At 59.3% G+C, this 23,965-nt stretch carries 29 protein-coding genes; 11 read left to right on the top strand and 18 right to left on the bottom strand.

Annotated elements, in window-relative coordinates:
• The first annotated feature begins 7 nt into the window (after nucleotides 1-7).
• Nucleotides 8-1,372, top strand: coding sequence for a restriction endonuclease (locus ACFQEY_RS07100; RefSeq protein WP_379766356.1), 1,365 nt, complete (start codon nucleotides 8-10; stop codon nucleotides 1,370-1,372).
• Nucleotides 1,373-1,385: 13 nt separating this feature from the next.
• On the opposite strand, the gene ACFQEY_RS07105 is transcribed toward ACFQEY_RS07100, so the two are convergent.
• The gene (locus ACFQEY_RS07105) at nucleotides 1,386-1,958 is read right to left on the bottom strand and encodes a hypothetical protein (protein ID WP_379766359.1); all 573 of its coding nucleotides are present in this window, start codon (nucleotides 1,956-1,958) and stop codon (nucleotides 1,386-1,388) included.
• Between the two features lie 88 nt (nucleotides 1,959-2,046).
• Entirely contained in the window at nucleotides 2,047-2,790 is a 744-nt protein-coding gene (locus tag ACFQEY_RS07110) for an Lrp/AsnC family transcriptional regulator (RefSeq protein ID WP_095637910.1), read from the bottom strand.
• A 420-nt stretch (nucleotides 2,791-3,210) separates the two neighbouring features.
• Between ACFQEY_RS07110 and ACFQEY_RS07115 the strand changes: the two genes are divergently transcribed.
• The 7 genes from ACFQEY_RS07115 to ACFQEY_RS07145 all read left to right on the top strand — a co-directional run bounded on the left by ACFQEY_RS07115 (nucleotide 3,211) and on the right by ACFQEY_RS07145 (nucleotide 9,416).
• Nucleotides 3,211-3,666: a zinc-ribbon domain-containing protein gene (locus tag ACFQEY_RS07115; protein ID WP_144906799.1), complete on the top strand. Its 456-nt coding sequence runs from the start codon at nucleotides 3,211-3,213 to the stop codon at nucleotides 3,664-3,666.
• Nucleotides 3,667-3,669: 3 nt separating this feature from the next.
• Entirely contained in the window at nucleotides 3,670-4,089 is a 420-nt protein-coding gene (locus ACFQEY_RS07120; RefSeq protein WP_379766363.1) for a universal stress protein, read from the top strand.
• 60 nt (nucleotides 4,090-4,149) lie between these two features.
• Nucleotides 4,150-6,489, top strand: coding sequence for an amino acid permease (locus tag ACFQEY_RS07125; RefSeq protein ID WP_144906802.1), 2,340 nt, complete (start codon nucleotides 4,150-4,152; stop codon nucleotides 6,487-6,489).
• 5 nt (nucleotides 6,490-6,494) lie between these two features.
• Nucleotides 6,495-7,181: a potassium channel family protein gene (locus tag ACFQEY_RS07130; protein WP_379766367.1), complete on the top strand. Its 687-nt coding sequence runs from the start codon at nucleotides 6,495-6,497 to the stop codon at nucleotides 7,179-7,181.
• Nucleotides 7,182-7,241: 60 nt separating this feature from the next.
• Nucleotides 7,242-8,792: a TrkH family potassium uptake protein gene (locus ACFQEY_RS07135; RefSeq protein WP_379766370.1), complete on the top strand. Its 1,551-nt coding sequence runs from the start codon at nucleotides 7,242-7,244 to the stop codon at nucleotides 8,790-8,792.
• Nucleotides 8,789-8,992 (top strand): hypothetical protein, encoded by a 204-nt coding sequence (locus tag ACFQEY_RS07140; protein WP_379766373.1) that lies wholly within the window; start codon nucleotides 8,789-8,791, stop codon nucleotides 8,990-8,992. The genes ACFQEY_RS07135 and ACFQEY_RS07140 overlap by 4 nt, the downstream gene beginning before the upstream one ends.
• Nucleotides 8,993-9,197: 205 nt before the next feature.
• Entirely contained in the window at nucleotides 9,198-9,416 is a 219-nt protein-coding gene (locus ACFQEY_RS07145) for a hypothetical protein (protein WP_144049561.1), read from the top strand.
• A 43-nt stretch (nucleotides 9,417-9,459) separates the two neighbouring features.
• Here ACFQEY_RS07145 and ACFQEY_RS07150 read toward each other — a convergent pair whose 3' ends face one another.
• The 9 genes from ACFQEY_RS07150 to ACFQEY_RS07190 form a co-directional block, all read right to left on the bottom strand.
• A complete protein-coding gene (locus ACFQEY_RS07150) occupies nucleotides 9,460-9,855 on the bottom strand; it encodes a DUF7567 family protein (RefSeq protein ID WP_379766376.1) in 396 nt (131 codons plus the stop codon).
• 73 nt (nucleotides 9,856-9,928) lie between these two features.
• Nucleotides 9,929-10,294, bottom strand: a complete 366-nt coding sequence (locus ACFQEY_RS07155) for a DUF7568 family protein (RefSeq protein WP_379766378.1) — start codon at nucleotides 10,292-10,294, stop codon at nucleotides 9,929-9,931.
• 3 nt (nucleotides 10,295-10,297) lie between these two features.
• Complete coding sequence (locus tag ACFQEY_RS07160) at nucleotides 10,298-10,789, bottom strand: hypothetical protein (RefSeq protein ID WP_379766379.1); 492 nt, start codon at nucleotides 10,787-10,789, stop codon at nucleotides 10,298-10,300.
• 104 nt (nucleotides 10,790-10,893) lie between these two features.
• On the bottom strand, nucleotides 10,894-11,310 hold the full coding sequence (locus ACFQEY_RS07165; RefSeq protein ID WP_379766382.1) for a hypothetical protein: 417 nt from the start codon (nucleotides 11,308-11,310) through the stop codon (nucleotides 10,894-10,896).
• Nucleotides 11,311-11,384: 74 nt separating this feature from the next.
• Nucleotides 11,385-12,047, bottom strand: coding sequence for a DUF6735 family protein (locus ACFQEY_RS07170; RefSeq protein ID WP_379766384.1), 663 nt, complete (start codon nucleotides 12,045-12,047; stop codon nucleotides 11,385-11,387).
• A gap of 67 nt (nucleotides 12,048-12,114) precedes the next feature.
• A complete protein-coding gene (locus ACFQEY_RS07175) occupies nucleotides 12,115-12,495 on the bottom strand; it encodes a hypothetical protein (RefSeq protein ID WP_379766387.1) in 381 nt (126 codons plus the stop codon).
• A gap of 91 nt (nucleotides 12,496-12,586) precedes the next feature.
• Nucleotides 12,587-12,775, bottom strand: a complete 189-nt coding sequence (locus ACFQEY_RS07180) for a hypothetical protein (protein ID WP_379766647.1) — start codon at nucleotides 12,773-12,775, stop codon at nucleotides 12,587-12,589.
• A 138-nt stretch (nucleotides 12,776-12,913) separates the two neighbouring features.
• Entirely contained in the window at nucleotides 12,914-13,795 is an 882-nt protein-coding gene (locus ACFQEY_RS07185) for a biosurfactant protein 1 (protein ID WP_379766650.1), read from the bottom strand.
• Nucleotides 13,796-13,941: 146 nt separating this feature from the next.
• A complete protein-coding gene (locus ACFQEY_RS07190) occupies nucleotides 13,942-14,805 on the bottom strand; it encodes a DUF7504 family protein (protein WP_138246885.1) in 864 nt (287 codons plus the stop codon).
• 189 nt (nucleotides 14,806-14,994) lie between these two features.
• Between ACFQEY_RS07190 and ACFQEY_RS07195 the strand changes: the two genes are divergently transcribed.
• Nucleotides 14,995-15,228, top strand: coding sequence for a PadR family transcriptional regulator (locus ACFQEY_RS07195; RefSeq protein WP_009488097.1), 234 nt, complete (start codon nucleotides 14,995-14,997; stop codon nucleotides 15,226-15,228).
• A gap of 22 nt (nucleotides 15,229-15,250) precedes the next feature.
• Here ACFQEY_RS07195 and ACFQEY_RS07200 read toward each other — a convergent pair whose 3' ends face one another.
• Both ACFQEY_RS07200 and ACFQEY_RS07205 read right to left on the bottom strand, forming a co-directional pair.
• The gene (locus tag ACFQEY_RS07200) at nucleotides 15,251-16,195 is read right to left on the bottom strand and encodes a transcription initiation factor IIB (RefSeq protein ID WP_379766391.1); all 945 of its coding nucleotides are present in this window, start codon (nucleotides 16,193-16,195) and stop codon (nucleotides 15,251-15,253) included.
• Nucleotides 16,196-16,439: 244 nt separating this feature from the next.
• Nucleotides 16,440-17,018 carry a hypothetical protein gene (locus ACFQEY_RS07205; RefSeq protein ID WP_379766394.1) on the bottom strand — a complete coding sequence of 193 codons (579 nt, stop codon included), beginning with the start codon at nucleotides 17,016-17,018 and terminating at the stop codon, nucleotides 16,440-16,442.
• A 67-nt stretch (nucleotides 17,019-17,085) separates the two neighbouring features.
• Here ACFQEY_RS07205 and ACFQEY_RS07210 point away from each other — a divergent pair, with 67 nt between their 5' ends.
• Nucleotides 17,086-17,724 (top strand): ArsR/SmtB family transcription factor, encoded by a 639-nt coding sequence (locus ACFQEY_RS07210; RefSeq protein WP_379766397.1) that lies wholly within the window; start codon nucleotides 17,086-17,088, stop codon nucleotides 17,722-17,724.
• Here the strand turns inward: ACFQEY_RS07210 and ACFQEY_RS07215 are convergent, their stop codons facing one another.
• Complete coding sequence (locus tag ACFQEY_RS07215) at nucleotides 17,725-18,441, bottom strand: hypothetical protein (protein WP_379766399.1); 717 nt, start codon at nucleotides 18,439-18,441, stop codon at nucleotides 17,725-17,727.
• Nucleotides 18,442-19,064: 623 nt separating this feature from the next.
• Between ACFQEY_RS07215 and ACFQEY_RS07220 the strand changes: the two genes are divergently transcribed.
• Nucleotides 19,065-19,856 carry a helix-turn-helix transcriptional regulator gene (locus ACFQEY_RS07220; protein WP_379766402.1) on the top strand — a complete coding sequence of 264 codons (792 nt, stop codon included), beginning with the start codon at nucleotides 19,065-19,067 and terminating at the stop codon, nucleotides 19,854-19,856.
• A gap of 463 nt (nucleotides 19,857-20,319) precedes the next feature.
• Here the strand turns inward: ACFQEY_RS07220 and ACFQEY_RS07225 are convergent, their stop codons facing one another.
• The 4 genes from ACFQEY_RS07225 to ACFQEY_RS07240 form a co-directional block, all read right to left on the bottom strand.
• Nucleotides 20,320-20,949: a hypothetical protein gene (locus ACFQEY_RS07225; protein ID WP_379766405.1), complete on the bottom strand. Its 630-nt coding sequence runs from the start codon at nucleotides 20,947-20,949 to the stop codon at nucleotides 20,320-20,322.
• 198 nt (nucleotides 20,950-21,147) lie between these two features.
• Nucleotides 21,148-22,014 (bottom strand): DNA-binding protein, encoded by an 867-nt coding sequence (locus tag ACFQEY_RS07230; RefSeq protein ID WP_379766408.1) that lies wholly within the window; start codon nucleotides 22,012-22,014, stop codon nucleotides 21,148-21,150.
• Nucleotides 22,015-22,691: 677 nt separating this feature from the next.
• The gene (locus ACFQEY_RS07235; RefSeq protein WP_379766411.1) at nucleotides 22,692-23,222 is read right to left on the bottom strand and encodes a hypothetical protein; all 531 of its coding nucleotides are present in this window, start codon (nucleotides 23,220-23,222) and stop codon (nucleotides 22,692-22,694) included.
• A gap of 9 nt (nucleotides 23,223-23,231) precedes the next feature.
• Nucleotides 23,232-23,939 (bottom strand): DUF7437 domain-containing protein, encoded by a 708-nt coding sequence (locus ACFQEY_RS07240; RefSeq protein WP_379766414.1) that lies wholly within the window; start codon nucleotides 23,937-23,939, stop codon nucleotides 23,232-23,234.
• Between the last annotated feature and the right edge of the window lie 26 nt (nucleotides 23,940-23,965).

The raw sequence follows: 23,965 nt of genomic DNA on the forward strand, positions 1-23,965 counted from the left end.
ATTGAGGATGGCTGTACTGGACGATCTCTCGGGGTTCGAGTTCGAGGACGTGATGGAGGACGTGTTCCGGAACCTCGGCTACGAGAACGTCCGCCAGGCCGACCGCACGGCTGACGAGGGTCGCGACGTCATCATGGAGGAGGTCGTCGACGGCAGGCGGCGTGCGATCATCGTCGAGTGCAAGCACACGGGGACGGTCGGGCGGCCGGTGGTCCAGAAGCTTCACTCGGCGATCGCGACGTTCGACTTCGGCGGCCCCAAACGCGGAATGATCGTCACGACTGGCCGGTTCACGAACCCTGCTCAGGAGTACGCCGACCGCCTCCAACAAAACGACGATCCCCATCCAATCGAGTTGCTCGACGGCGAGGACCTCCGGGAGATTGCCGACGAGATCGGCCTCGACCTCTACAACGGGCGCATCGAGATTCTCTGCGACGAGACGCTCCGCCCGCACGACCCGGCTGTCAACGTCGACGCGGCCGTCATGGAGGCGTTCCGCGACATCGAGAACATCGAGGCTGCCGATCTCCCAGAACCGCATTCGGCGGTGACGTTCCGCCCGGTGGTCGCGGTCACCGCGGACACGAACGCCGTCTTCGAGACGTCGGTGGGCGTCATCCACCGGATCAACGACCGGACCCGATTCGTTGCCCACGCCGAACGCGGGCAGCCGCAGGTCGTCGACGAGGACGTAGCGACGCTGGTCACCGAGAACCTCCACGCGACGGTCGATCTCGACGCCGAGCAGTTCGGAGAGGTGTTCGCCGACGTCGAGGAGCGGCGGTTTGGCCAGACCCAAACGGAGTACAAGGAATGGGCCGTCGAGCGGCTCCAGCAACACCACACGACGACGGTGACCTACACCGGCGACAACAACGTCACGTACGACAAGACCTGCGAGCCGAACCGCTCGGACATCTCCGTCCAATCGATCGAACCAGTGTACCTCCCCGAGGTTCGGCACACGACCGACCTCCAGGAGTACATCTACCCCTATGAGTACTACGCGGCAGGCCCGTCACGAGTAACAGCCGAGGACGGCATCCACCGCTGCCTCCATTGTGACACGAGCGGCATTGATGAGACGTACACCTACTGTTCGAACTGCGGGGCCATCGCCTGCTCCAGCCACACCAAAACGGAACGGCTGGAAGGCGAACCGGTCTGTACGGGCTGTGCGGTGACGGAACGGTTCTCGCTGAAGACGAAGTACTTCTACGACGAGGAGAATCTCGAAGCGTTCCGCGAGGAGTACGCCTCGATGCCGCTTCACGAGAAGGCGATGGAGAACAAGTGGCTGGCCGGGGGAAGCGTTGTCGCGACGCTGCTGGTCGTCGTCGGACTACTCGTCATCGGCGGCATCATCTGAGCGGGCTACGCGTTCACGCCGGCTCAGCGACCAGCTCTTCGAGCGCGTGCTCAAGCGGGCCGTGGAACTGCCAACTGGCCCGCTCGAAGGCTTCCTCGGTCGGACCATCCCACCGGGGGAACGCGGAATGACCACTCACCTTGACCGTCCACTCGGATGGCGCCTCGAACGGGTTCCGGGTCGGGAGCTCGACGACGTAGAGGTACTCCTCGTCGCCGTGAATGCCGTCGGCTGGATTCTCGACGCCGTGTCCGAGCAGGAACATCGGCTGGTCGAGGTGCTCCATATTGTCCGGCTCGAGGAGATCCGCTGGCTGTGTTGCGTCGATTGTTCGATCTGCGTCACCACCCAGATACAGGTCGACTGCCGAGAGCTTGTCGAGGAACACGAACGACGCTGCCGTATACCCCGGTCCTCGCTCGGCACGGGTCGCGTCGAGAAGTTCCTTCAACTGCGCAAGATCGCGAAGCACGCTCTCCGGGTAGCCGTCCGAATGTCGATACACTTGCGCGACGCGGTCGTTATCGGTTTGTTCGCCGTCCTGGTCCACTCGTTCGACGAATCTGAGTTGACTCCGTGTCGACATCGATCATCGCCGGCACCCATCGCCGGCGCCAGAAAAACAGTCACTGACGCGAACCATCGAGCCCGCCCGCGAACCCTCAGCTCCTGTCTTAGTCGCCAGTGAAGGCTTCGAGTGTCTCTTCAGTTACTCCTGAGCGTGAATGGATCGTGACGAAATCGTCCTCCTTGATCAACGTCTCTCCCGTTGGGGTGATGGTCCCCTCGTCACGGTTGATTCGGACGACAAGCACATCGGAGGGGATGAGCTCCTCTTCGTTCGCTTCTTGGAGCGTTTTCCCGGCGATTGGAGCCTCCTCTCGCACGATGATTTCGACGACATCGGCGTCGCCCGCAAGCCCCGCGACGCCGGTCACTGGTGAGGCTCCTTCTTCGTCACGGGGCCCGAATGGGGCGTACGGGCGGAAGTATTCTCTGTGAACTAGGTCCTCGTCGTCGATCTCGATTCCGAGTGACGTGATTCCTTGCGCAATACGCGTGAGGTCATCGGTATCCGTCCCGACGACCGTAATCCGGAGGTCGCCTTTTCCGGACATGATCTCTCGGACGTTGATCACGCCTGGGATATCGAGGACGCGTTGGGCCATCTCCTCGCGGTCCCGATTCCCTGTACTACAGACGTAGTGATTGGTTAGCCTCCCACCGACCTTTTGATAATCGATGTCGGCGTGGTAGCCTCGAATCACCCCTTCTTTCTCGAGGCGTCGGATTCGGTTTCGCACCGTCGGTGCCGAGACGTCGACTTTCTCTGCGATATCCGGGGCAGAGGTGTGACGGGCCTCCTGGGACAGATAATACAGGATTTGCTCGTCGACTGAATCGATTTGAACGGGCATATTTATACGACGCGATTGACTCCACAGGCTCTTTTATATTATCGTTACGTGACTGTTTGTGTTCTCGGTGGACGTTCTTATTGCGCCCCTCTGTGTCTTCCCTTAAACTACGAAAATTCTGTGGGAGAGGCCCTAAAGTCGCCACCGAACGAATAGAAAACAAACTACGTAGATACTACGCTATCGTTTGCTAATACCGAGATTATTTATTGGTTCGCAATATGGCTTCGTATATGACTTCAGAGACCACCTTCAGCGCGCCAGCAACCAGTGTGAATTCGCTGAGTGATTCGGGGAAGCGAACGGTCCGTCGGAATCCCTGTCGGAGATCCGGATTCAAACGATTTCCGTCGGATCCCTCGACTGAATGGGCACGCAAACCGGATGACTTCGCAGCTCCCCCCAGACGGAGGTAAGACGATGGGGAACTCGAATGGAGAGCCCACGCCACCGGACGATCTCTCTGAGGCGTTGATTCAGCGGATCGACGCGCTGGAGCTCCCGGAATTGAAATCCCTCCTGTCGTACGTCGAGCAGCGCATCGACGCGCTCCGAACGCCGATCGAAGAAGAAATCGAGGCGAACGCGGCAGGGGAGGTCCTCAACATCGAGAATCACGGTGCATACGCCATCGTCCGAAAGCACCCACCTGATCCGGATGATGACGGCGTGAATACGGAGATCACCTCCCTCTATCACGTCCGACGGGAGCCACAAATCGACGGCACGGAATCGCTACACTGGGCGTATCTCGGGGACGTCCACAATAACGCGCAGACCCGGTGTGAAAGCTGCGGACGAACGCTCGACGATGATGTCGATACCTGCCCGCATTGTGGCAGCGACGATGTCGACCATTCTGACACGGAGGAATAAGATATGCCAGAGTCACTCACAGCGCATCTCGTCGTTCCCGTTGCGAACGAAGCGGATGCACGAGAAACCGCACGGGCACTTGACGCGTACGAATATGACCGCGTAACTGTCGTTCACGTCATCGAGAAAGGCGAGGGAGTTCCCGACAAGATTCCCGTCGAACAGGCCGAGCAACGGGCAGCGGACGCGTTCGCGGCGTTTCGAGACCTCATTCCCGAGGCCGAGTCGGAAACCGCCTACCGTCGCGACGTGGTCGGCGCCATCATCGACGTCGCGGCTGATGTGGACGCCAGCGCGATCGCCTTCCGCCCCCGAGGCGGGAGCCGGATCGTCAAATTCCTGTCCGGAGACACAGCGTTGAAGCTGGTCACCGACGCTGACCGCCCAGTCATCGCACTCCCAGACGGGGACGATACCGAATGATGGTCGATACAGCACGCGTTCTCACGCCCGGAGCGACGGCCACGACGGAGGTGACTGTCGATGAGTGAAACCGATCAGGAGCTCGCCCGCGACCTCGGTTTCCTCGAGGCGTACACGATCGGCCTGGGAACGATGATCGGAGCGGGGATTTTCGTCCTCCCGAGCATCGCTGCCCAGCAAGCAGGTCCGGCCAGTATGATTTCGTTTTTCGCCGGTGGGATCGTCTCGTTGCTGGCCGCGCTCTCCCTCTCGGAGCTGGCAACGGGGATGCCGAAGGCTGGCGGGAGCTACTACTACGTCAATCGCGCCCTCGGGCCATTCTTCGGGAGTATCGTCGGCTGGGGGATGTGGGCCGGACTCACCTTCGCGTCGGCGTTCTACATGATCGGCTTCGGTCAGTATCTCCTCCCCGGCCTCGGCCAGTACATTGGCTTCCTCGCTGGCTGGGGGCAGCTCGGAATTACTGTTGCTGCCCTCGTGATGGCGGCGCTCCTGACCGCGGTCAACTACTACGGAGTCAAGGAGACCGGCTCGCTGCAGAACGTCATCGTCCTCACGCTCGTCGGCCTCATCGTCGCGTTCCTCGCGCTGGGCTTCATCAGTGGCCCGACCATCGGAGAGTTCAACCCGAACGGATGGCCGGCGGTCGCAGCGACGATCGGGACGGTGTACGTGACGTTCATCGGGTTTGAGGTAATCGCGACCAGCGCCGAGGAGATCAAGAACCCGAGTCGAAACCTCCCGCTCGCGATGATCGCGTCGGTGGTGACGCCGACGCTGATGTACGTCGGTGTGATGTTCGTCTCGACGGGCACCCTGTCGATAGACGCGCTTGCGACCTCCGAGGTCCCGGTGGCCGACGTTGCAACCGAATTCATGGGGTCGATAGGTGCGCTCGCGATGATTGTCGGTGCGGTCCTCGCGACAGTCTCGAGTGCGAACGCGAGCATCCTGTCGGCCGCCCGGGTCAACTTCGCGATGGGCCGAGACCGGATTCTCGTCAACTGGCTCAACGAGGTCCACGAACGCTTCCGAACGCCCTACCGGGCCATCTCGGCGACGGGGATCATCACACTCGTGCTGATCGCCATCGGCGTCGGGATCGGGACGCTCGCCGAGGTGGCGAGCTTCATGTACCTCGTCACGTACGCCCTCGTGCATGTCACTGTCGTTGTGTTGCGTCGGGCGAATCCGGAGGCGTACGATCCGGCGTTCCAGATTCCGTCGGTCCTGTATCCGGTCGTCCCGGTTGTCGGGATGTTGGCGTGTTTGGCCGTCCTCTTTCAGATGTCGGTTGAGTTCGTCCCGACTGTCGTCACGTTCGGGCCGGTCGAACTCGCCCTGCCCGTTACGCCGACACCGGTCGGTGCGATCGGGACGGTACTCGTCGCCTTCGGCATCGCCTGGTACTACCTCTACGCGCGGGACCGGGCCCTGAGCGAGAGTCTCGTCGGCGAGGCGATTGCGCCCGAACCGACGGCGGTCGCCAACGGTGACGACCGTTACCGTGTGGTGGTTCCGGTTGCGAATCCGGAAACGGAGCAAGACTTGCTCCGGATGGCCGCGGCCAGCGCGCATGCCCACGAAGACGAGAACGCCGAGGTCATCGCGGTGAACGTCATCGAGGTTCCCCGCCAGACGTCGCTCTCGCAGGATCTCGAATTCGAAGAGGAGCGGGTCGAACGGCAGCAGGAACTGCTGGACTCCGCTCGCGATATCGCCGCCGACCTCGATATCGGCCTGCAGACGCGGGCGATCGTCGGTCGCAATGCTGGCTCAGTCATTCTGGATGTCATCGAGGAGGAGAACGCGGATCACGTCCTCCTCGGCTGGCAAGGAACCCGAAGTCGTCGAGAGCACGTCCTCGGATCCACAATCGATCCCGTCATCGGACGCGCACCCTGTGATGCGACGCTCGTGAAACTCGGCTCCGAAGGTGAGCGTGGTGAGGGTGACATCATGGTTCTCGCCGGACGGGGTCCACACGCGCCGATTGCGGCCCGACGAGCGTCGGAGTTCGTCGCAGCGGCCGACGACGCCTCGCTGACGCTGCTCAACGTACAGTCGCCGGAAACCGATACTGATGATGAGGGCTCCCCCACCGAGCGCGGTGAAGCGGTAATCGAGGAGCTAGCTGAACGCGCAGGAATTCAATATATGTCCTACGAGACCGAGATCAGAGTTGCTGAGGATACCGAACAGACGATTCTGGAAGCGGCGGCGGAATACGATACAGTCTGTGTTGGGGCGACTCGCTCCGGCGCGATTTCACAGGCTGTGTTCGGGTCGCTCCCGGAGACGATCGGCGAAGAAGTAGACAAGACGGTCGTGATGGCTCGCGGACCGGAGGAGTCGGCGATGTCGGTCCGTGAAGCGCTCCTGCGGCGACTGGAGGTGTAACCTATATGTACCTCATCATCATCGGCGCCGGCGACATCGGCACGCCACTCATCGATATTGCGACCAAGTCCGGCAACGAAGTCGTCGTCATCGAACGCGACGAAACCCGAGCGAATCGAGCGGCCGACGAGTTCGACTGTCTGGTGCTGAACGCCGATGCGACGTCGAAGGACACGTTAGACGATGCAGGGGCAGCCCAAGCTGATGCGCTCATCTCGACGACCGACCAGGACGCGACGAACGTGATGACCTGCCTGCTCGCGAAAGAGTTCGAGGTGCCCGCGATCCTCTCGGTCGTCCACAATCCCGAGCACATGGGGCTGTTCGAGCAGATCGGTGTGAACACGATGCAGAATCCCCAGCAACTCATCGCCGAGTACCTGTACCGCGCCGTGGCACGGCCGGCGATTGTCGACTATATGCGGATCGGGGACGATGCTGAAGTGTTCGAGATCACGGTCACTGACGAGGCACCAATCGCGGGGAAGACACTCAAGGAGGCTGCCCAATCGGGGCTGCTCACCGACGAGATGCTCGTCGTGGCGATCGAACGGGACGAAAACGACCACCCGATAACCCCGCGCGGTGAAACGACGATTCAGGCGGGCGATCTGCTAACTGTCTACTCCGGCGTCGGTGCGGACCCGGAGATTACGGCCATCTTTGGCCACTATGAAGACCGGGAGGAGTGAGGTGTCCATGATTTCGTCCTGGCAGCGCGCGAGCCAGCTACCAGTCATCACAGGGAACGTATGAACGGGGCTGTCGCGACCGTTGGGCGGGACCTCGGACGCATTCTGGAAGCGCTCGGTGGGTTGATGCTCATCTCGCTCGTCGTGCCGATCGTCTGGGGCGAGTACTTCGCGCTCCCGGCGCTACTGGTCTCTGCCCTCGTTCCGCTCGGCATCGGGTGGGTGCTCTACCGACGATTCGAGGGGGCGGAAGCTCCCGGTCGGTTCCACGGGATGATCGTTGCCGCGTCAGGGTGGTTCTCGGTGGGCATCTTCGGCTCGCTGCCGTTCCTCCTGATTGCGTGGAGCGTCCAGCTCGGCGTGCCTGGATTCTCAACGCCGGCGCAGACGGTGACGCTCGCGGCGTTCACCGAGCCGTTGAACGCCATCTTCGAGAGTATGAGCGGCTTCACCGGGACGGGTCTCACGATGACCGACAACGAGGAGGTGCTGCCGAGGACGCTGCAGTGGTGGCGGACGTTCTCCGAATGGGTTGGCGGCGTCGGCGTGATTGTCCTGACGACGGCGATTCTTTCACGCCCCGGGAGTGGCTCGTTGACGCTCTACGAGAGTGAGGCTCGCTCGAAGAAGATCCACCCGAGCATCGTCTCGACAGTACGGACGATCTGGTGGATCTTCATCCTGTTCACGTTCGGGTCGATTCTCGCCCTGTGGCTGGCAGGGATGCCAATCTGGGGGGCGATCAACCACGGGATGACGGGGCTCGCGACAGGCGGGTTCTCGATTACGGACAACTCGATTGCGACCTACGACAGCGTCGCAATTGACTTCGTATTGATTCCGATCATGCTACTCGGGAGCATCGCGTTCCCGGTCCATTACCTCATCCTCCAGGGCGACCTCCGGAACTTCTACTCGGATCTCCAGACGCGCTGGGTGTTCGGTTATATGGGCATCGGATCGGCGTTGTTGTGGGCGTTCCTCTACTTCGCCGGCCCCTACGAGACGCCGTTTGCGGCCCTTCGGTACGGGCTGTTTCAGTTCGTCTCGGCAGCCACCTGTACCGGCTTCCAGACGGCCGTCGACGCGACGAACGTCGCGCTCGGCCGGTGGCCGTCGTACGCCCAGCTCACGGTCACCTTCGGAATGTTCGTCGGCGGGGCAGCGGGATCGACGGCGGGCGGTATCAAGCTCATTCGGGGCCTGACGCTCGTGAAGGGGATTCGCCACCAGATTGCGGACGTGTTCTACCCCGAGAGTGCAGTGCGTCGGCTGGAAATCAACAATCGGCGACTCAACGAGGAAGAGGCGAGTCGCGAATTTATGGAGGCCGCGATCATCGTCGTCCTCTGGAGTACGTTCCTCGTTTTGGGGACGTTCCTCCTGTTACTCACACTGCCGTCGGGGGAGTATTCGCTCGCGAACGTCCTCTTCGAGGTCGCCAGCGCCCAAGGGAACGTGGGCCTTTCGTCGGGGATTACCGGTCCTGACTCGCTGCCCACGATCGGGAAAATCGCTTTCCTCTTCCACATGTGGATCGGCCGGCTGGAGATCATCCCGGTCCTCGTGATGCTCCGAACGATCTTCAAGCGCGGAGGGGTCTACCGATGAAATCGCGTGACATCCCCTTTGTGTCTGCCGTGTTGGAGGCAGGGGCGGACGACCGGGTTTTCGACTCACTACTGCTCACCGGGCCGCTCGTCATCGGGCTGGTCGTCGTTCTCGGGCGGTCGCTCGTCACCGAGGCAGTCGCGATAGCCTATATCGCCGCATTCGTCGGGTACACGCTGTATCGAGGCGTTCGAACATAATCTCCAGTATGGGATGTCAACCGAGATTCCACCGAAATCGAGGCGCGCTCGATTAGCGGGGTTCCTCGAGCGATGGTTCCGCCGAGGTGCCATCTGGGGAACCCGGGGGGTGCTCATTAGCGCCGTTCCGTTCTTGGGGTACATCGTAACTGGCGGTGTTCTGACCCTCGTCGAGAGCCGATGGGCACCAGAGAATTTCCTCTCGATGACGGCCGATCCCGGATTCGTGCTGACTGGGACGCTCGTCTGCCTGTTCATCGTCGAGGCTACGGCGTCGTTCATCCTGTACTATTTGCTCACAGGATTTGAAAACGAACGGTCGCAGTTTGTCCTCTTAATGAGCTACATCGGGCTCGGGTTCGGTGGGGCCGCCCTACGAGTGTTTATCCCGTCCTGTATTGCGTTTCTGACGAGCTGGCTCTGACCCAGTGCTTCGGGGATTTCTACCTTTTCGATCCCTGAGGAGATCAGGCCAGATGAGAGATTTCCTCGGGTTCCTCGACGTCGTCGAACTCGCCGCGCTCGACAGGCTCCCAGTCCTCACCTGGCTCCGGACTCCACCAGTCGACCTCGTAGGCGCCCGGTGCGCCGAAGATTTTCACGCGCGCCGACCCATCAGGCAGGTCGCGGCGCAGTTTTTCGTCGACGTGGAGGTTCCAGGTCGTGGTTGTATCGAAGCAGGCGAGCACGGCCTCCTCGTAGCCGCGCGTCTCTCGAGATTCCTGAAGTTCGACCTGGGTGTTGCAGTTCTTGCAGAACACCCCCTCGAACGGGATGTGAGTGAAGACCTCCTGCCCGCAGACGGGACACCAGAGGAACTCGAACAGTGCCTCGCTGTGTCGGTCAAGTATTTCGAGACTCATTGGTTGACTCACCCGGTCGTACCGGGCCACCACCTCGTGCCCGGCCGAAAAACAGCGCCCACCGCTCACTCACTCACCGTTCGGCGCCGTAGACGATGCGTGAGGGGGCTTCGTACCCACAGTCGGGGCAGTCGTACCATCGCTGGATTTTCGCCCCGTCTGCTGCCTTCTCGCCGACGCGAACGTCGTCGTTCGGACACTCCGGACAGCTGAGTTCCGGGGTGGGCCGCTCCCGGAGTTCGTCACGGAACGACGTCGCATCCTTCGTCTCATATCCCCGCGACCAGACGGGGTAGCCGTCGACGAGAATCACCCCGCGCCACGTGTACCGGTAGGAATCCGGCGCTCGATGCAGGACGGCTCGCGCACCGGTCTCGGTGTTCCGATACGCGAGTGTCGGCGAGCGGCTCTCGCGTCGCCAGTTGGTGATGCGAGGCATTATTCAGAAGTGGACGTCAGCGGGCACGATCCAGAGCTCTTCACTCTCCTCGAGGAGTCGATCCAGCTGTCCACGGTGGCGAATGCCGGTTCCGTGTTCGGTGTACAGGAAGATCGTCGGGCCGTCGTACGCACCGACCTTGTGGAAGGCGTGCCGGGCGAGGTCCTCGTCGCGCATGATCTCCTCGTCGGAGAGCTCGTCGATGGCCTCTTTCACCCGGTAGAGATTACGCTCGAACTCCTCCTTCGTCGCCTCCCAGCCACGCTCGAGCAGGTCTTCGCCGTCATCGGAGTCGACGGGGGCCGCGGCCGGGAGCTCACCCCATCGCGCCTTCCCCGCAACGGACGTGTCCTCCTCGTCGAACGTGACGTAGTAGTCGAAGACTGCGCCGGCGTGTGGGACCGCGCCGACCAGTCGGTCGTACACCGTCTTTCCGGTGGCCAGCGCGTCGTCGTGCGTCGATGCCTCTACCAGTGCGTAAATCACCATATGCATCTCGAACACCTCGAAACGCCGACGCACCGGGAATCGTTGCTCGCTCCAGCTGCGCCGGCACCCATCGCCGGCGCTCGAAAAACGCTCCTCGTGACGGCGGATTCTTAGGATTCGTCCGCTCGTTCGACAGTGATGGTCAGGTCGCCCGACGCGTAGTCTGCCTCGAAGTCGACCGCGAACGCGTCCGACTCGTAGGCGGCGTGGTAAGCACGGTGGCGTTCGAGCGAGCCTGTCGCCTTGAAGTGGAAGAATGCGGCCGCCGTGTAGGGCTTGCTCTGTGTTTCGACCTGCGATTCGACGGATGCGGGGAGCGCGATCTGGGGCGTCTCCGTGTCGATACTCGCAGCGAACTCTTTCGCTTCTTCGACGGTTGCTTGCGAATGTGCCGGTGTTTCGCCGGTGAGCACGTTCACCGGGGTTTCCGTCTCGTCGGTGAACAGGACGTCTTCGAAGGTGTGTGTCCCGAGGATCGCCTCGGGATCCAATTCGCAGTCGTGAAACGGGTCGTCGTCTGAGATCATCGAATCACGAGCCTATGGCGGGGCTCACCCATTTCGGCCCCTGAAAAACAGCAGCTGCCACGAAGCAGATCGAACTAGGAGTGGTTCAGGCTCGCCTTCTCGAAGGGTGACTCTCCGGTCGGAATGAGCAGCTCCTGTCGGTCTCCGACTCGCTCGGCTAGCTTCCGTTTCAGGTACTGTCTCGCCGTTGACGGCGTGAAGACGCCCTTGTCGAGCATATCGCCAACGACGTCTTTGAGGGCCGCGAACTGTCCCTGTAGGTGGCCGTCGCCGACCGGCTCGCCGTCGTACCAGCGCACCGTCGCGAGCGCGCCGTTCCCGACCGTCTCCCCCTGTTCGACCGTCTCCGAGTCGTACTGTAGCGCGAACCACAGCGTCCGATAGGCGGTCACCTCGAACGTCGTCGACACCACGAAGAACGCCTCGTGGTGGAGGTAGTCGAGGTGGTCAGCGACGATTTCGTCGAGGGTGAGCCCGGTGGCACGGGGCTTCGGCTCGACGACCGTCGACGGTCGATCCTCGTCAGCGAGGTAGCCGTCGACGGCTTCTGCCTCGAGGCCATCGCCAAGCTCCGCCAGCAGCTGTTTCGCCCACTTGGAGTCGGTGTCGTCGCCACCGAACGGCGACTCAGCCGAGATTCGGTGCTTGAGCTTCAGGTTCGCTGCGCCCCAATGGCTGTAGTGGAGCGTGTACAGTCCGTCTGTGCGTTCGTACGCAACAAGTGCGCGATGTCCCATCGAGCAATCACCTCACAGGGCGACCGCGACTGGATCGCCCCGCACCCCTCCCGGGGGACGAACAACGCTACTCGTCGATCGGGTCGAGGAAACTGAGGTCCGCGTGGAGGACTTCGCCATCTCGAACGACGTACCGCTTGGCCAGGACTGGGAAGCGGCACTTGGTGAACCCCGCCGTCTGGATATCGAACTCTTCGCCGGTTTCGAGGTGGTCGGCGAGTTCTCGCAGGAATTCGTGGGTCACGATCCCGCCCTCGTAGTCCGGCAGGCCGTTCCCCCGCGCCTCGTACACCTCGAAGTCGTCGTATCCCCAGATGGTGAGCTCTCCGTCTTCGGTCACCTCCCAGCCGAGCGTCCCGAAGCAGTAGCTCTCACAGAGCTCGCGGACTGCCTGCGGATCCGATACAATCGCGCCGGTCGACGTCGTCGCAGCTTGCAGTGTCGCCATGTCTGGACCTCACGGGGTCGCCCCCGCACCCCTGTCGGGGGCGATAAACCGACGCGAGAGGTGCCTCCCGAGGCGTGGCCGGGGACTCCAGTTAGGAATCTGCGTGGGCGTCCGCCCCGGCTCCGTCGCTCGGCCGCGTGAGAAGGCTCACCTCTTCCAGGAGGCCTCTCGCGGTCTCGACTCGCTCTCGATCCGCGTCGTCCAATCGGTCAACGTCGAGTCGGTTGAGATTGCTGAGTACACGATGCATCCGGTAGCCCTGTTTGAACTCTTGCTCCATCGGAAGCGCCTCACCGCTCGCCGGCGCGGAAAGACGCCCCATCGAGACTGGCGTCGGGCTTGCAGGAGATCACGGCCTTAACCAACGAAACTCGACTGTACTCGCAGTCTGTTGGTTAATCGACGCCCAGCACTGACCCTACTCGAGACTGGGTCCGTAGCGAGCCGAACCACACACCCGGCACTCCCAGATCGGTTGTCCCGTCCACGCCTCATCCGGGACCGACTCGTGGGTCTTGAACCGGTGGTCGGTTGCCCGTTCACAGTTTTGACAGTCGAGTTCCTGAGTCGACGGTACCGACGACACCTGGCGATCAGCCGCACCTTCGTCAGCGGATTCGGTCAGCGCTATAGCTGGAACCAGCCATACCGCGTCGTCGGCGCCGTCGAGGACCGCGTCGAGACGCAACGCACCGCGGATGCCGTCCCCACGCTGGTCGTAGAGCCGCGTCGGGGCCTGCTCCTGACGCTCCGACGCTCCCTGACCGTGCCACCCAGTCCGGTCACGGGCGACGCTGAGAAGCCGCTCTCCCTCCGCTGACGCCACCTGTACCGCGTCGGGAAGTGAGGGCCATTGTTCGGCCAACTGGCGCGCCGGCGCCTCGTCGAGATCGTAGATGAGCGTGTAGTCGTCGACGGCCGGCTCCGCGTCGTTGGCAGAGAGGAGGTTCGCCGCGGCGCCGCCCTTCGCGACGGCGCCGTAGAACGTGGTCGACTCGACGACCAGGTGGACGATGCCGAGGAACGTCGTCGACGCTGCCTCGTTCGTGCTAGTGGCGCCACTTCCGAGATGGTTGGTAAGACAGAACCGGCATTTCGTCTGGCCGTCTGGGACTGACGCCCCACAGGACCGGCACTCCGTGTTTGATTCAGTCGCGTCGCTCGGATACCCTTTCTCGGTTGTGGCAACGCGCTGCCGATGGGTTGCACTGTCACCGCATTCGCTAAGTTTCTCATCCGGAATATGCGATGCTTCGCCGATCGGTCGGAGTTCTTCGAAGTCCGTGTAGTAGTCGTTCATCAATTGGCTCATGGATTCGTCCGTAATGGTACTTCAACCTGAGGGGGTGGCAATCCTCCTTGAACGGTGTTGTATTCAGGGATGACGCCTCCGCTGAAGGTAACTAGCCCCTCGCACGGCAATTGGAGACAGTCGGTGGTAGTCCTCTATTGCACGCACATCGACCACGTTCCGTCCTCGTCAATTTCGAGAACGGCATCGAATAACGGTCGGAGGGTCTCAACCGTCTTCTCGTCATACGCCTCGGGATCTAGATGGAAGTGCGCTATCGCTCCTGCCGACGAGAGACGCCTGGTAAGGAGATGGAGAAATCTGAACGCCCGATTGAGTTCTGTGGCTTCGAGAAGATCTGTGAGTGAATGGAAGCAGACGACGGGTTGCTCATCGGTACTTTCCCACTCCGAAAGCTGTTCACTAATTCGTATTCCGAGGGTCGTCAGATCCGATGGGTCGAGAACGGTGTTAACCTCTATCCGTTCAGGTGGAAGCGCATTCTTGGAAGGCCGTGATGCAGATGATCGTGTGAAGTCTCCAACATTGATGAGTGAAATACGTGCGGGGGTCTCTTCCTCGAACTCCCATGCGTTGAGTCGGTTCGTGCCTTGGGACTCGTACGTTACCCCGAGCACATTTGCCCGACTGGTTGGGACGGCGGACAACAAGTCGTCGCATCCCTCCTCCTCAGAGTGACTGCTGCTTGGCGCGAGAAACAGCACGTTTGTCTCTTGATCAAGTTCTCTGGACCCAGCGTCCGATGCTCCTCGAATCGTTATCGTGCCATCGTTAGTAACCTCCACTACACACTCATCGTATTCGAACGACACCGAGAGATCTGTCTCCTCTGGCTTGTCGAACAGGGCGTTCAATGCGTCCACATCGATTACGTCTTGTAATGGCGTGAGTGCGGTCGGTTCAACACCTTTGAACCATGCCACTGCTCGAATCACTCCTGTACTCGGACTATCTCCGTAGTTGAAGGATGGGGGGTTGGTCTCGTTGTTTGGTCCCATTGATAGTTACACCGTTGAGTACGATTCTCCCGCCGGGGCCTGTTCGGTGGACCGGAAACGTAATTTGGGGTGGTACATAGATTCCAATTCTCCTGGTCCAATAGGTCTTTTGACTTGTTTGCTTTTTCTGACCGGTCAGAGATATCTATTCTATGAGTTTCCCCAGACCGGTCAGAATACCCTGTGGTAATGGGTGGTCTCATCAGCGATACCAAATTGGATATCCTCCGACAGCTACGTTCTGAACCACTTCACGGCTATGGGCTTGCCGCTGAACTGAACCTGAGTCATGGGTATATCTACACACATCTCGGCGAGCTACAGGAGGCAGGGATGATCGAAGTAGCGGAGGAACGCGACGGGAAGAAGATCTACCGACTTACCCAGAACGGTCAATATTTGGTGAAAGCCTTCGACGATTAACCAAGGTTTCAGAGCCTTCGCGCTACGCGGGGGCTGACGTCGAATCGTCGACCTCCTCTAGTTCGTTCCATCGTGTGCGTATCGTTACTGGCGTTGTCTCCGCCACCTCTGCGAGATCTGTTTGCGTGAGAAATTGTCCCTGCTCTCGAGCAGCCTTATAGAGGCAGGCCGCTGCGACACCTGTCGGTTGGCATCCGTTCGAGATAATTGTCTCTTCAGCGTCCTTTGCAAGTTCAAACGCCCGCTGTCGGACCGTGTCAGCGACGTCCAATTCTGACGCAAAGCGCGGAATGAACGACTGCGGCCTCCTGGGTGGGGTGGGAAGCCCTAATTCTGTATTCAGCGTTTTGTACGCGTTTCTCACTCGAGACAGTTCGACGCGTGCTGAATCAGCGACCTCATCGAGTATCACTGCTTGACCGTTACACCGGCAGGCCCCGTAGACGCTGGCCGCGGCGATGGCTTCGATGGATCTGCCACGAAGCAGATCCTCGTTCTGGGCGCTCCGGAAGAGCTGACACGCCTGGTCGCGGACCGAATCGGAAAGCTCGAGCGCACTCGCCAACCGGCGCACCTCGCCCAAGCCGTGTGCGAGATTCCGTTCCGCTTTCGACCGCCAGCGACCGCGGGTCTGCTCACGGCGCATCCGCGCGAGTCGCCGTCGCTTCTGCCCAGAGATCTCGTTCCCCTTCGCGTCGGTGCCGCGACCGATCTCCGTCGACAGGCCGCGATCGTGGCGGGCCGCAGTGAGTGGAGCACCCGTTCGCTCACGCTCCTCGTCGTCGTACGTACGCCACTCCGGCCCGTGATCGATGCGCTGTTCGTCGATGACCAGGCCACAGTCCTCGCAGACTGTTTCGACCGCGTTCGTGGTGACTCGACCGTCGCACTCGGGACACTGGTTCGCAGTCGATTCCGTTCGGACGTCTTCGTCGAATCCGCTCTCGTAGATGTCTCTAGTTGCCATCGTTCTCACCGTGTTCAGGGAACCCGCCAGTACAGCGAGCCCTTCACCCATTGAGGGGACAATAAACTCAACGCAGGGTTGAGGTGCTGACACCGGCAGTAGGAGCGATCCCTCAAATCAGATCGCTGTCTACAGTAAGAATTTGCTACTCAGGACATGTGCCACTTTATTGTTTCAAGGCATTCGAGTCACCGAAGCAAATCCCAAAATAATCGGCTCGTGAAGTGTGTTCAGACAAGTGATACTAATCAGACGAGATCTCAAAGGCACTTTCAAGTGCTGCATCATTGGGTAGCCCGAAGTAGACAAATCGGTACTTGCCGGGTTTTAATTCTTTGCAGACATAATATGGGCCGATTGAAAACCCGATTGGAGACACAGTGAACTCCCAAGTGAATCCATCACTTGGGTCGTGATCGACTGCTTGGGCATCTAGAAGCACATTACCTTTGGTCGAAAAAATGTGATTCCACTCACCATTATCATTCTTTTGAATTGCGTAATGATCACGAGATCCAGTCCTCTGCGACTCGGAGGATATATTTTTCAAATGGATCGAGATATCCTGACCAAGATTAACTGATGCAGGCTCTATTTCCAATGAGAACTTTTCGTTCGTTCCTTTCTTGATTGTATATTTTTGATCCAGATCGGTAGTAAGCAGCGCCAAGTCACTATCACATTCTGGGGGTGTCTGTTGGGTCATGGTCTTCGTTTTCTGATTTGCTAACTGTTCCGCTTGGCTGAGACAGCCACCGAGTGTTGTGGCCCCGAGTGCAGCGAGGACTGTTCTGCGGCGCATAGGTACCGATACGAGCGTCACATACTTATGACTCGCCCAGGTTCAAACAACCGCTTTAGCTTGGCCAACACTGATTTTAGTTCATATCGTGGATCTCAAACAAGGAGTGTTTGAGCACAATATGCCAGGTGTATTTCCTTATCGGCCTTCGACAGGGGGAGACGACCAAAATCCGAAACTAGTCGAAATTAATGACGATTCTGCCGAAAAGATATTCAAATCGTTATCTTCTGAATCGGCTCGTTCAATGTTTGATTTGCTCTATGAGGAACCGCAGACCGCGAGCGATATCGCAAAATCACTCGATATGTCGGTCCAAAACGCAAAGTATCACCTTGATAAGCTTGAGGAGGCTGGACTCATAGAAATTATTGATATCTGGTATTCAGATAGAGGGCGTGAAATGAATGTGTACGCACCTACTAGTAGTTCGATTATATTATTTGCCGGTGCCTCGAACGAGGAACGTTCTCTGCGCAAGATTCTCAAACAATCACTTGGAATCACTGGCATCCTTGGTATTGCGAGTTTCCTCTTTGGTTGGGTACTTCGTAACCTTAGGCCAGAAACAATCGTTGATACGGATACGGATCCCTCAAATCCTGTCTTGGTTATGAAAAGCCTTGTTCAGTTTCTCGCACTCCCCGAGATCGCATTCCTGCTTGGCGGGATCTTTGTCATATTACTCACTCTTGGAGGGTGGTACTTAACCACCCTTCCGGATTAACTACCGAGTCCTCCACTGAATCCCAAGGTTGTTTGCCATTGAATGGGCTGTTGAACCGACAGCCTCTGAGGCTCCCGTTGCTTGGGTGGCGAGAGAAACCATGAAGAGGTAGTAATTTCCTTCAAAGTAGTCACGGTCGTACACTGGCCCACCAGAATCTCCGGATTGTTGCTCGTTGGATACATGCAGAAGACTGCGTCTCGTGACGCTCGTGCTGCAGTAATTGTCCAAGTATTCTTCGATTACGCCCGTGGTTGGACCGGTAGTGATGCCGCGCTTACGGACTTCGAGATTATTCGCCATCATATCGTCAATACCGTTACTATCCACATATCCCTCGATATAGCCGTTTTCGTCGACAATCGTGTCAGTAAAACCATCGCGCTGCGGTTGTCCTTCCTGATCATCAGCCTCAATATTTGTGAGAGCGGCGTCGTAGTCCTGGAAGTGGTGTTTTACGTGTCCGTAGTAGTCGTCACTTTGATAGGCGTTTTCACCTGTTGGATCTTGGGTAGAGCAGCTATCCTGTACATTCGGATCATCAACCCACAGGTGACGCGCACCCATTAGATAGAGATTGCCACCGTAGTCCACTCTCGCAGTCGAGGTGGCAGTACCCGTCGAACTATTCTGTTCAACGCCTCCTGGAACCGGATCGTAGTTTCCGTTGTAGTAGGTGTCTTGGTATTCTTCCCGGCGTGTAATGGCAACTGGCACTCCATCGACCTCTTCTGGAATGTCCGCATTAGTTCCCTCAGAACGGTCGACATGAACTCTGACTTCGAAAAATCGATAATTGTCGACAGCTGCGTTGCTCGGACCGTAACCTACTCCCAGGATTCCGGATGACTCTTCTAGGCGGTTGAAGAGTAACTGCTGTCCTCGACGTGCTCGCTCTTTCTGTTCAAACCATTCTTTTGGAACCTGTTTAGTCCGAACAGGTTCTCCCTTCGACCGATGAGTGACGATTCGAACACTATCCCTGCTAGGAGCGGCTCGAGCTTTCCCGATGGCCGTGTTGAGCCCTGCTCCAGAGATGCCGATGGGCTCCGAGTGATTTCATGAACTTTCGCCGGTCTATTCCCCTGTTTGCTCGGACTGATCCGAGCCGAGATTGGTCTTCTGTCATGGGTTAACACCCACCAAATAGAAAGTAGGGGGATATTATTTCGCTATCTATTTAGCCAAACCAAAACGATGAGTGGAGGCGAATTTGTTCATAAGCGCTACAATATTGCTAATACTCATCCGGTAATTATAGCCAACCACTCTATTGGATAATACAAAATTCGATTCGAAGAGGGGAGAGATTTATCCAGTTTCAATATAAACTTCCGGTAATGTCCGGTCCCCGAGTAATGGAGCTGTTAAATCACCTTGCACACAGAGGAGATGTCCTGAAGAGTCTAGAAGAAGGACACTCTGACAGCCGTGAAATTGCAAATAAAGCCGATAAATCTCGGTCTTCGGTTGATCGAGATATTCGTCTTCTCAAAGATGATGGTTATGTCAAAGAGCATGTCGGTGATTATCAGCTAACGCAGTTTGGTAGATTTGCCCTCCAGATATACCAATTGGCTGAACGCTTGGCCCATGCTGAACCAATTGGTCAGTATCTTCCGCCTGAGGCTCCGTTTGCTCTTCTGAAGGATGCTGAAGTCCGGGAAGCAAGCGGGACGCTTCCACAACGACCTATCGACCATGTTGCTGAACTCCTTAGAGAAGCACAGGTAGTCAAAATCGTTGCGTCTGTTGTATACCCCTCTATCACTACCGAACTCGTCTCGCAACTCCAAGATGGAGGAATAACTGTAGAGATTCTTATGACCGAGGACGTGCAAAATGAACTTTGGACCACATTCCCTGATGAGATGAAAGCGTGCATGAAGAGTAGTTCCTGTACGCTTCAACGAACTAATTATGAATTGCCGTTTGGGATGGTAATCCTCGAGGACAAAACCCTGTGTCTGGGAGTATATGATGATTCTATGCGATTGCTTGGGACAATTACGACCAGCTCAGAGGATGCTGTAGAATGGGGAATCAGCACCTATCGCAAGCACCGAAAAGAGAGTGAAGAGATATTCTATCGTGGAGGAAGCCACAATTCGAGTAAAATATCTACTAGATAATATTGCTCAATCACAATCATGTTGCTGAATCCGTTCCGGGAGCCCGATCCTTCCGCAGATGGGACACTCCCAAAGGGATGTAGGCGGCAGGTCGTTCCAGGCGTCCAGAGCAGCCGCTAACTGTGCCTCGACGATTGGCGAGTCGGTCGTCCGGCGCGCTTCGCGAATGTGAATGCGAAGCCGTTCACGGGCCGTGAGAGTACGTTCTTCGGACATTGGTGCTCGGGGACATTTCTAATGTGCCCTCCGCCCTTTCAGGGGGCAAATAAACAGACCACATCGGGACAGCGGCCTTGCTCTTCGGCACACCACTCCTGAAAGCTGTGACTCAGGTTGTGGCTGCCGGCCGACCGGAGGGAGGTCGGGAGCGGAGGGTGGGGCGGTGGGGCTTGGGCTGGTCCGGCGCTCACTAAAAAGGAGGTGTCCCCATCTGACCCTCTCGTGGGGCCACCGCGCGATACAGCTACTCTGGAGTGTATTCCATCCCCCAGAGTTCCTCAAAATACTCGAGTGTGTATTTCCCTCGACTACCACCTTTGTACGAGTTGAACCGGTCGACGTAGTACATCACCTTAAGAAAGCCTTCTTTCTCGTGATGGACGCCCTGGTCCATCCGGGGCAGAATCTCGTCAAGGAGAAGATCGACCTGTTCACGCTTGACGATGAACTGATCGCGGAGCGGGGTCAGGAGCGTTCGTGTATTGCTGATACCCTGCACGCCCCAAATGTACTGATCGCTCCGGTTCTCATTGGCTTCGAGACTCGACACATGACAGTTCACATCGTGAGCATCACAGTACGCACAGAGCGCCTCCATCAGGTGGTCACGATACGTTTCGGTGACCTCGATCTGCGGCTGAAGTCGATGGTCGACTCGATACTCACTATTCTGGCCTACTTTCACGCCAATCCATCCTTCTGCGTCGAGAGTTCCAGTCAGCTGTTCGTGGGTGATTCGGAGCATTGGTGCAAGTTCAAAGCCGGTGCTGTACCGCTCCCGATCGGCAATTGCGATGCGGATACAGCCTTCACCGTCGAAGAAGCCAGTAAACCACGCATCGAAATCATGGGTCTCGGGTGAACTATTTGTCATCGCGCTGCGCCCATCGGCGGCGCGGATAAACTCTCCCTGCTACCAATTGGACGAGAAGAGATCAACTCACCACCTCACTCTCCACAACGGTCGTGGCTGCGCGCGCAGCGACCGCAGGGAGCGAGCACGGAGCGGAGGGTGGGGCGGTGGGGCTTGGGTCTGGTCTGGCACCGAAAAAGAAAGAGACCAGTTCGCTCGCTACTCTTCCCACCACCGGCCGCGCTCCGGGAATTCGACCCGCGACCACCCGGTCAGCGCGATTGAGCACCGGCCTTCGTACCAGTTCTTGGCCGCTGCCCGGAACCTGACCGTCTGCCCTTCACGCACCACGGGCTGATTCGAGCGCTCCCAAATCGTGAACTTCGTGCGCCCACTTTCGTCTTCGATGAGTCCGACTTGGGCGATGGCTGGGGAACTGGGATCCCAGAGTTCGCTTACTGTGCCTTCGACCGTCACCTCACCGACCGGGACGTCCGGCACGTCCGCGATGGGCACGATCGCCCCCGGCGCCGCCTTCAACTCCTCGAGGGTCTCCAGCACCGCCTTCGTGACGTCCCGACCGCGCTGCACCTTCTCGGCCAGCTGCTTCGCGACGACCGCTCTCGACCAGCCGCCCTGCACTTCGTCGCTGATCCGCATCGCCTGCTCGTTGACCTCCGCGAGTTCGTCTTGTGTCAGCTTTCCCCGGGGATCCGTGCGCTCCGCCGACGCCGGCTCGTCACGGCCACACTGCTCGCTGACGACCTCACGCGTGCGCTGCTCCCGACCGTCCTGCGTTCCCAGCTCGGCCTGGGCACTGATGCGCTCCAGTTCGGCTTCCCGCGCCCGAATGCGCTCCTCCTGTTCGAGGGTGACACCGTGAATCCGGTCCTCGCTGGTGTCTGCGATCCCGTCCGGGTGGTTCGCATCCACCTTCGCCTGCGTCTCCTGCTCGACCTCCGCCTCGAACTCCGGCGTCTCGTCGACGACCGGGAAGCCGTCCTCATCGACCGCCTGATCGCCCGCTTTTTCGAATGCCTGTTCATCGACCGTAACGACCTTCTGACTCGAGTTGTTACTAGACATTGGTACTCACTTGTACCGTTGAAGGTGCTCAGCGCCCGACACCGCGATGCCTCTACATCGCGGTTTTCCGACGACACCGACCGACAGACCCATCTGCGCGCTCTCGCTCGCGCCTTCGCGAGCGCCCTACCGGGCGCGAGCGAGAGCGCGCCTCAGGGAGACTACCCATCCAGCACCGCGCGCCGACCCGCCCGAAGCGAGCGGCCAGCTTTAAGCCGTTTCTCGCGTCCGGCCCGGACGGTGGGTCCGTGTCCAGGGCGACTGTCGCCGCGAACGCGCGCCGCGGTGTGGCGCGCGCCAGCGCAGGCGGCACAAAGCGCTGGAACGCGAAAGCCCGCGAGGGGCGCAACCGAAAACGCGCTTAATGCTGGCGCCGAGGGCACATTCACTTTAGCCCGGAACGGACGCGGGCGGTGCGGAGAGCGCCCGCACGCCCGGAATGGTCGGTCGCGAGCGACGCGGAGGGCGGCAGCGGCGAGCGGGGCGGGCCTATGGAGAAACATCGTTCAACCGGGCTCGTCGCTCGGTGACCCAGCCGACATCATGGCGGACTCAGAAAGGGCGAGGCCCTCTCGGACGTCCCCCGACCCCGCTAGCACCACAGACACGAGGAGCGCAGCGGCGGTCGCGGGATGCCGAGCGGCCGAGGGCTTTTCGAATACCAGTCGCCTTCTGACCTAGATCAGTCGCATCGAGTCGCCGGGATCGCCGCCGATGATGTCCGCCAATCCGTAGACGGTGATTGCGTCCGTGTACCCTTGCGCCTGGACTGCGTTCTCGATGCCCTTCTTGGCGGGCTTATCGTCTGTGAGTACGACAACACCCGCCGTTGAGCGGTCTCTAACGTACTGGATGGCTAGCCCGGCGAGAATCGCATCGGTTTTCTCGACCTCGTGTTCGGCCTGATCGGTTTCGTTCGCAATGGTTCGTCTGGCGATATCACTCGCGGCGACGGCGTCCCCATCCGTCGGTGACGGGGCGTCGATGATTGTTGCCCAGCCTTCGTCGAGCGCCGTTCGGACGCGGTCCGTTTCTGATCCACCGAGTTCAACGATCACGCGCCGGGGGAGTTTGCAGACGACGCCAGCGTTCTGAACCGCACTCCGGAAGCGCCGATACTGCGGATTCGAGGGATGGCCAATCGCGTAGAAGATATTCGCGTCGACGAGGACGTCCTGGTCGGCAGCAAATGGTGCGTCAGTACCCATCCGACGGACTCACCGATCGGGGTACGACGAGTGGGCCGGGGCACCAGATATCTCGTCAAGGTCGGGAAGATCCATCTCATCGTGAACGTCCGGGAACAGATACTCAAAGAACGGATCGTGGTCTCGGCCAACGGCCAGTGCCGGTTTGAGCGCGTAGATGAGCATCATCGCTTCTGTCTCGCGAACGTCGATGTCGGTGGCGACCATCCGCTGGGTTGTCTTGCCCGCGAAGTGGAGTCCAGCACCCCGTAATGCGGCGATGAGCTTCCCGATGCCGTAGCGGTCCATGAAGTACGCGACGTCTTCGTCGACTTCCTGGAGCGCGAGGGCGTGGAGAACGGTCGGCGTGATGACGATCGGGACGTACTGCTCGACGATGAGGATCGGGTCAGCAGTCAGCTGCTGGGGGCGCGTCGAGTCATCGCGCTCAACGAGGTCGAGGTCAACCAACCGATCGACGTACTCGTAGGTCGTCGATTTCGAGAGATCGAGCGCCTCCATGATCTCCGGCGGGGCGACAGGCCCCCAGTAACATACGTAGACGTAGACGCGGGCCAGTGCCGGGTGGTTGAGCAACTGGACAACCGTCTCGAGCCGGGGGGCGTTCTGGGCCAACGTCTCTGGCTTGAGCGTCTCTTCGTCCATCACATCCGTCGGTGGCGGATCCAGCGCGTCGATCCCGCCATCCGGACGAACACGGTCGTGATCAGAGGTCATACTCGTTAGTTCGAAGTCCATGTACT

The sequence above is a fragment of the Halorubrum trueperi genome (assembly GCF_042662525.1).
GTDB classification, from domain to species: domain Archaea; phylum Halobacteriota; class Halobacteria; order Halobacteriales; family Haloferacaceae; genus Halorubrum; species Halorubrum trueperi.

What these genes read in the sequence shown, in the direction of transcription:
- ACFQEY_RS07155 (WP_379766378.1), bottom strand. Translation starts at nt 10,294, where the DNA reads ATGCCTCGCATCACCAACTGGCGACGCGAGAGCCGCTCGCCGACACTC.
- ACFQEY_RS07160 (WP_379766379.1), bottom strand. Translation starts at nt 10,789, where the DNA reads ATGCATATGGTGATTTACGCACTGGTAGAGGCATCGACGCACGACGAC.
- ACFQEY_RS07230 (WP_379766408.1), bottom strand. Translation starts at nt 22,014, where the DNA reads ATGTCTAGTAACAACTCGAGTCAGAAGGTCGTTACGGTCGATGAACAG.
- ACFQEY_RS07120 (WP_379766363.1), top strand. Translation starts at nt 3,670, where the DNA reads ATGCCAGAGTCACTCACAGCGCATCTCGTCGTTCCCGTTGCGAACGAA.
- ACFQEY_RS07100 (WP_379766356.1), top strand. Translation starts at nt 8, where the DNA reads ATGGCTGTACTGGACGATCTCTCGGGGTTCGAGTTCGAGGACGTGATG.
- ACFQEY_RS07130 (WP_379766367.1), top strand. Translation starts at nt 6,495, where the DNA reads ATGTACCTCATCATCATCGGCGCCGGCGACATCGGCACGCCACTCATC.
- ACFQEY_RS07135 (WP_379766370.1), top strand. Translation starts at nt 7,242, where the DNA reads ATGAACGGGGCTGTCGCGACCGTTGGGCGGGACCTCGGACGCATTCTG.
- ACFQEY_RS07110 (WP_095637910.1), bottom strand. Translation starts at nt 2,790, where the DNA reads ATGCCCGTTCAAATCGATTCAGTCGACGAGCAAATCCTGTATTATCTG.
- ACFQEY_RS07180 (WP_379766647.1), bottom strand. Translation starts at nt 12,775, where the DNA reads ATGGAGCAAGAGTTCAAACAGGGCTACCGGATGCATCGTGTACTCAGC.
- ACFQEY_RS07195 (WP_009488097.1), top strand. Translation starts at nt 14,995, where the DNA reads ATGGGTGGTCTCATCAGCGATACCAAATTGGATATCCTCCGACAGCTA.
- ACFQEY_RS07190 (WP_138246885.1), bottom strand. Translation starts at nt 14,805, where the DNA reads ATGGGACCAAACAACGAGACCAACCCCCCATCCTTCAACTACGGAGAT.
- ACFQEY_RS07225 (WP_379766405.1), bottom strand. Translation starts at nt 20,949, where the DNA reads ATGACAAATAGTTCACCCGAGACCCATGATTTCGATGCGTGGTTTACT.
- ACFQEY_RS07185 (WP_379766650.1), bottom strand. Translation starts at nt 13,795, where the DNA reads ATGAACGACTACTACACGGACTTCGAAGAACTCCGACCGATCGGCGAA.
- ACFQEY_RS07220 (WP_379766402.1), top strand. Translation starts at nt 19,065, where the DNA reads ATGTCCGGTCCCCGAGTAATGGAGCTGTTAAATCACCTTGCACACAGA.
- ACFQEY_RS07170 (WP_379766384.1), bottom strand. Translation starts at nt 12,047, where the DNA reads ATGGGACATCGCGCACTTGTTGCGTACGAACGCACAGACGGACTGTAC.
- ACFQEY_RS07125 (WP_144906802.1), top strand. Translation starts at nt 4,150, where the DNA reads ATGAGTGAAACCGATCAGGAGCTCGCCCGCGACCTCGGTTTCCTCGAG.
- ACFQEY_RS07150 (WP_379766376.1), bottom strand. Translation starts at nt 9,855, where the DNA reads ATGAGTCTCGAAATACTTGACCGACACAGCGAGGCACTGTTCGAGTTC.
- ACFQEY_RS07140 (WP_379766373.1), top strand. Translation starts at nt 8,789, where the DNA reads ATGAAATCGCGTGACATCCCCTTTGTGTCTGCCGTGTTGGAGGCAGGG.
- ACFQEY_RS07240 (WP_379766414.1), bottom strand. Translation starts at nt 23,939, where the DNA reads ATGACCTCTGATCACGACCGTGTTCGTCCGGATGGCGGGATCGACGCG.
- ACFQEY_RS07175 (WP_379766387.1), bottom strand. Translation starts at nt 12,495, where the DNA reads ATGGCGACACTGCAAGCTGCGACGACGTCGACCGGCGCGATTGTATCG.
- ACFQEY_RS07235 (WP_379766411.1), bottom strand. Translation starts at nt 23,222, where the DNA reads ATGGGTACTGACGCACCATTTGCTGCCGACCAGGACGTCCTCGTCGAC.
- ACFQEY_RS07165 (WP_379766382.1), bottom strand. Translation starts at nt 11,310, where the DNA reads ATGATCTCAGACGACGACCCGTTTCACGACTGCGAATTGGATCCCGAG.
- ACFQEY_RS07200 (WP_379766391.1), bottom strand. Translation starts at nt 16,195, where the DNA reads ATGGCAACTAGAGACATCTACGAGAGCGGATTCGACGAAGACGTCCGA.
- ACFQEY_RS07115 (WP_144906799.1), top strand. Translation starts at nt 3,211, where the DNA reads ATGGGGAACTCGAATGGAGAGCCCACGCCACCGGACGATCTCTCTGAG.
- ACFQEY_RS07105 (WP_379766359.1), bottom strand. Translation starts at nt 1,958, where the DNA reads ATGTCGACACGGAGTCAACTCAGATTCGTCGAACGAGTGGACCAGGAC.
- ACFQEY_RS07145 (WP_144049561.1), top strand. Translation starts at nt 9,198, where the DNA reads ATGACGGCCGATCCCGGATTCGTGCTGACTGGGACGCTCGTCTGCCTG.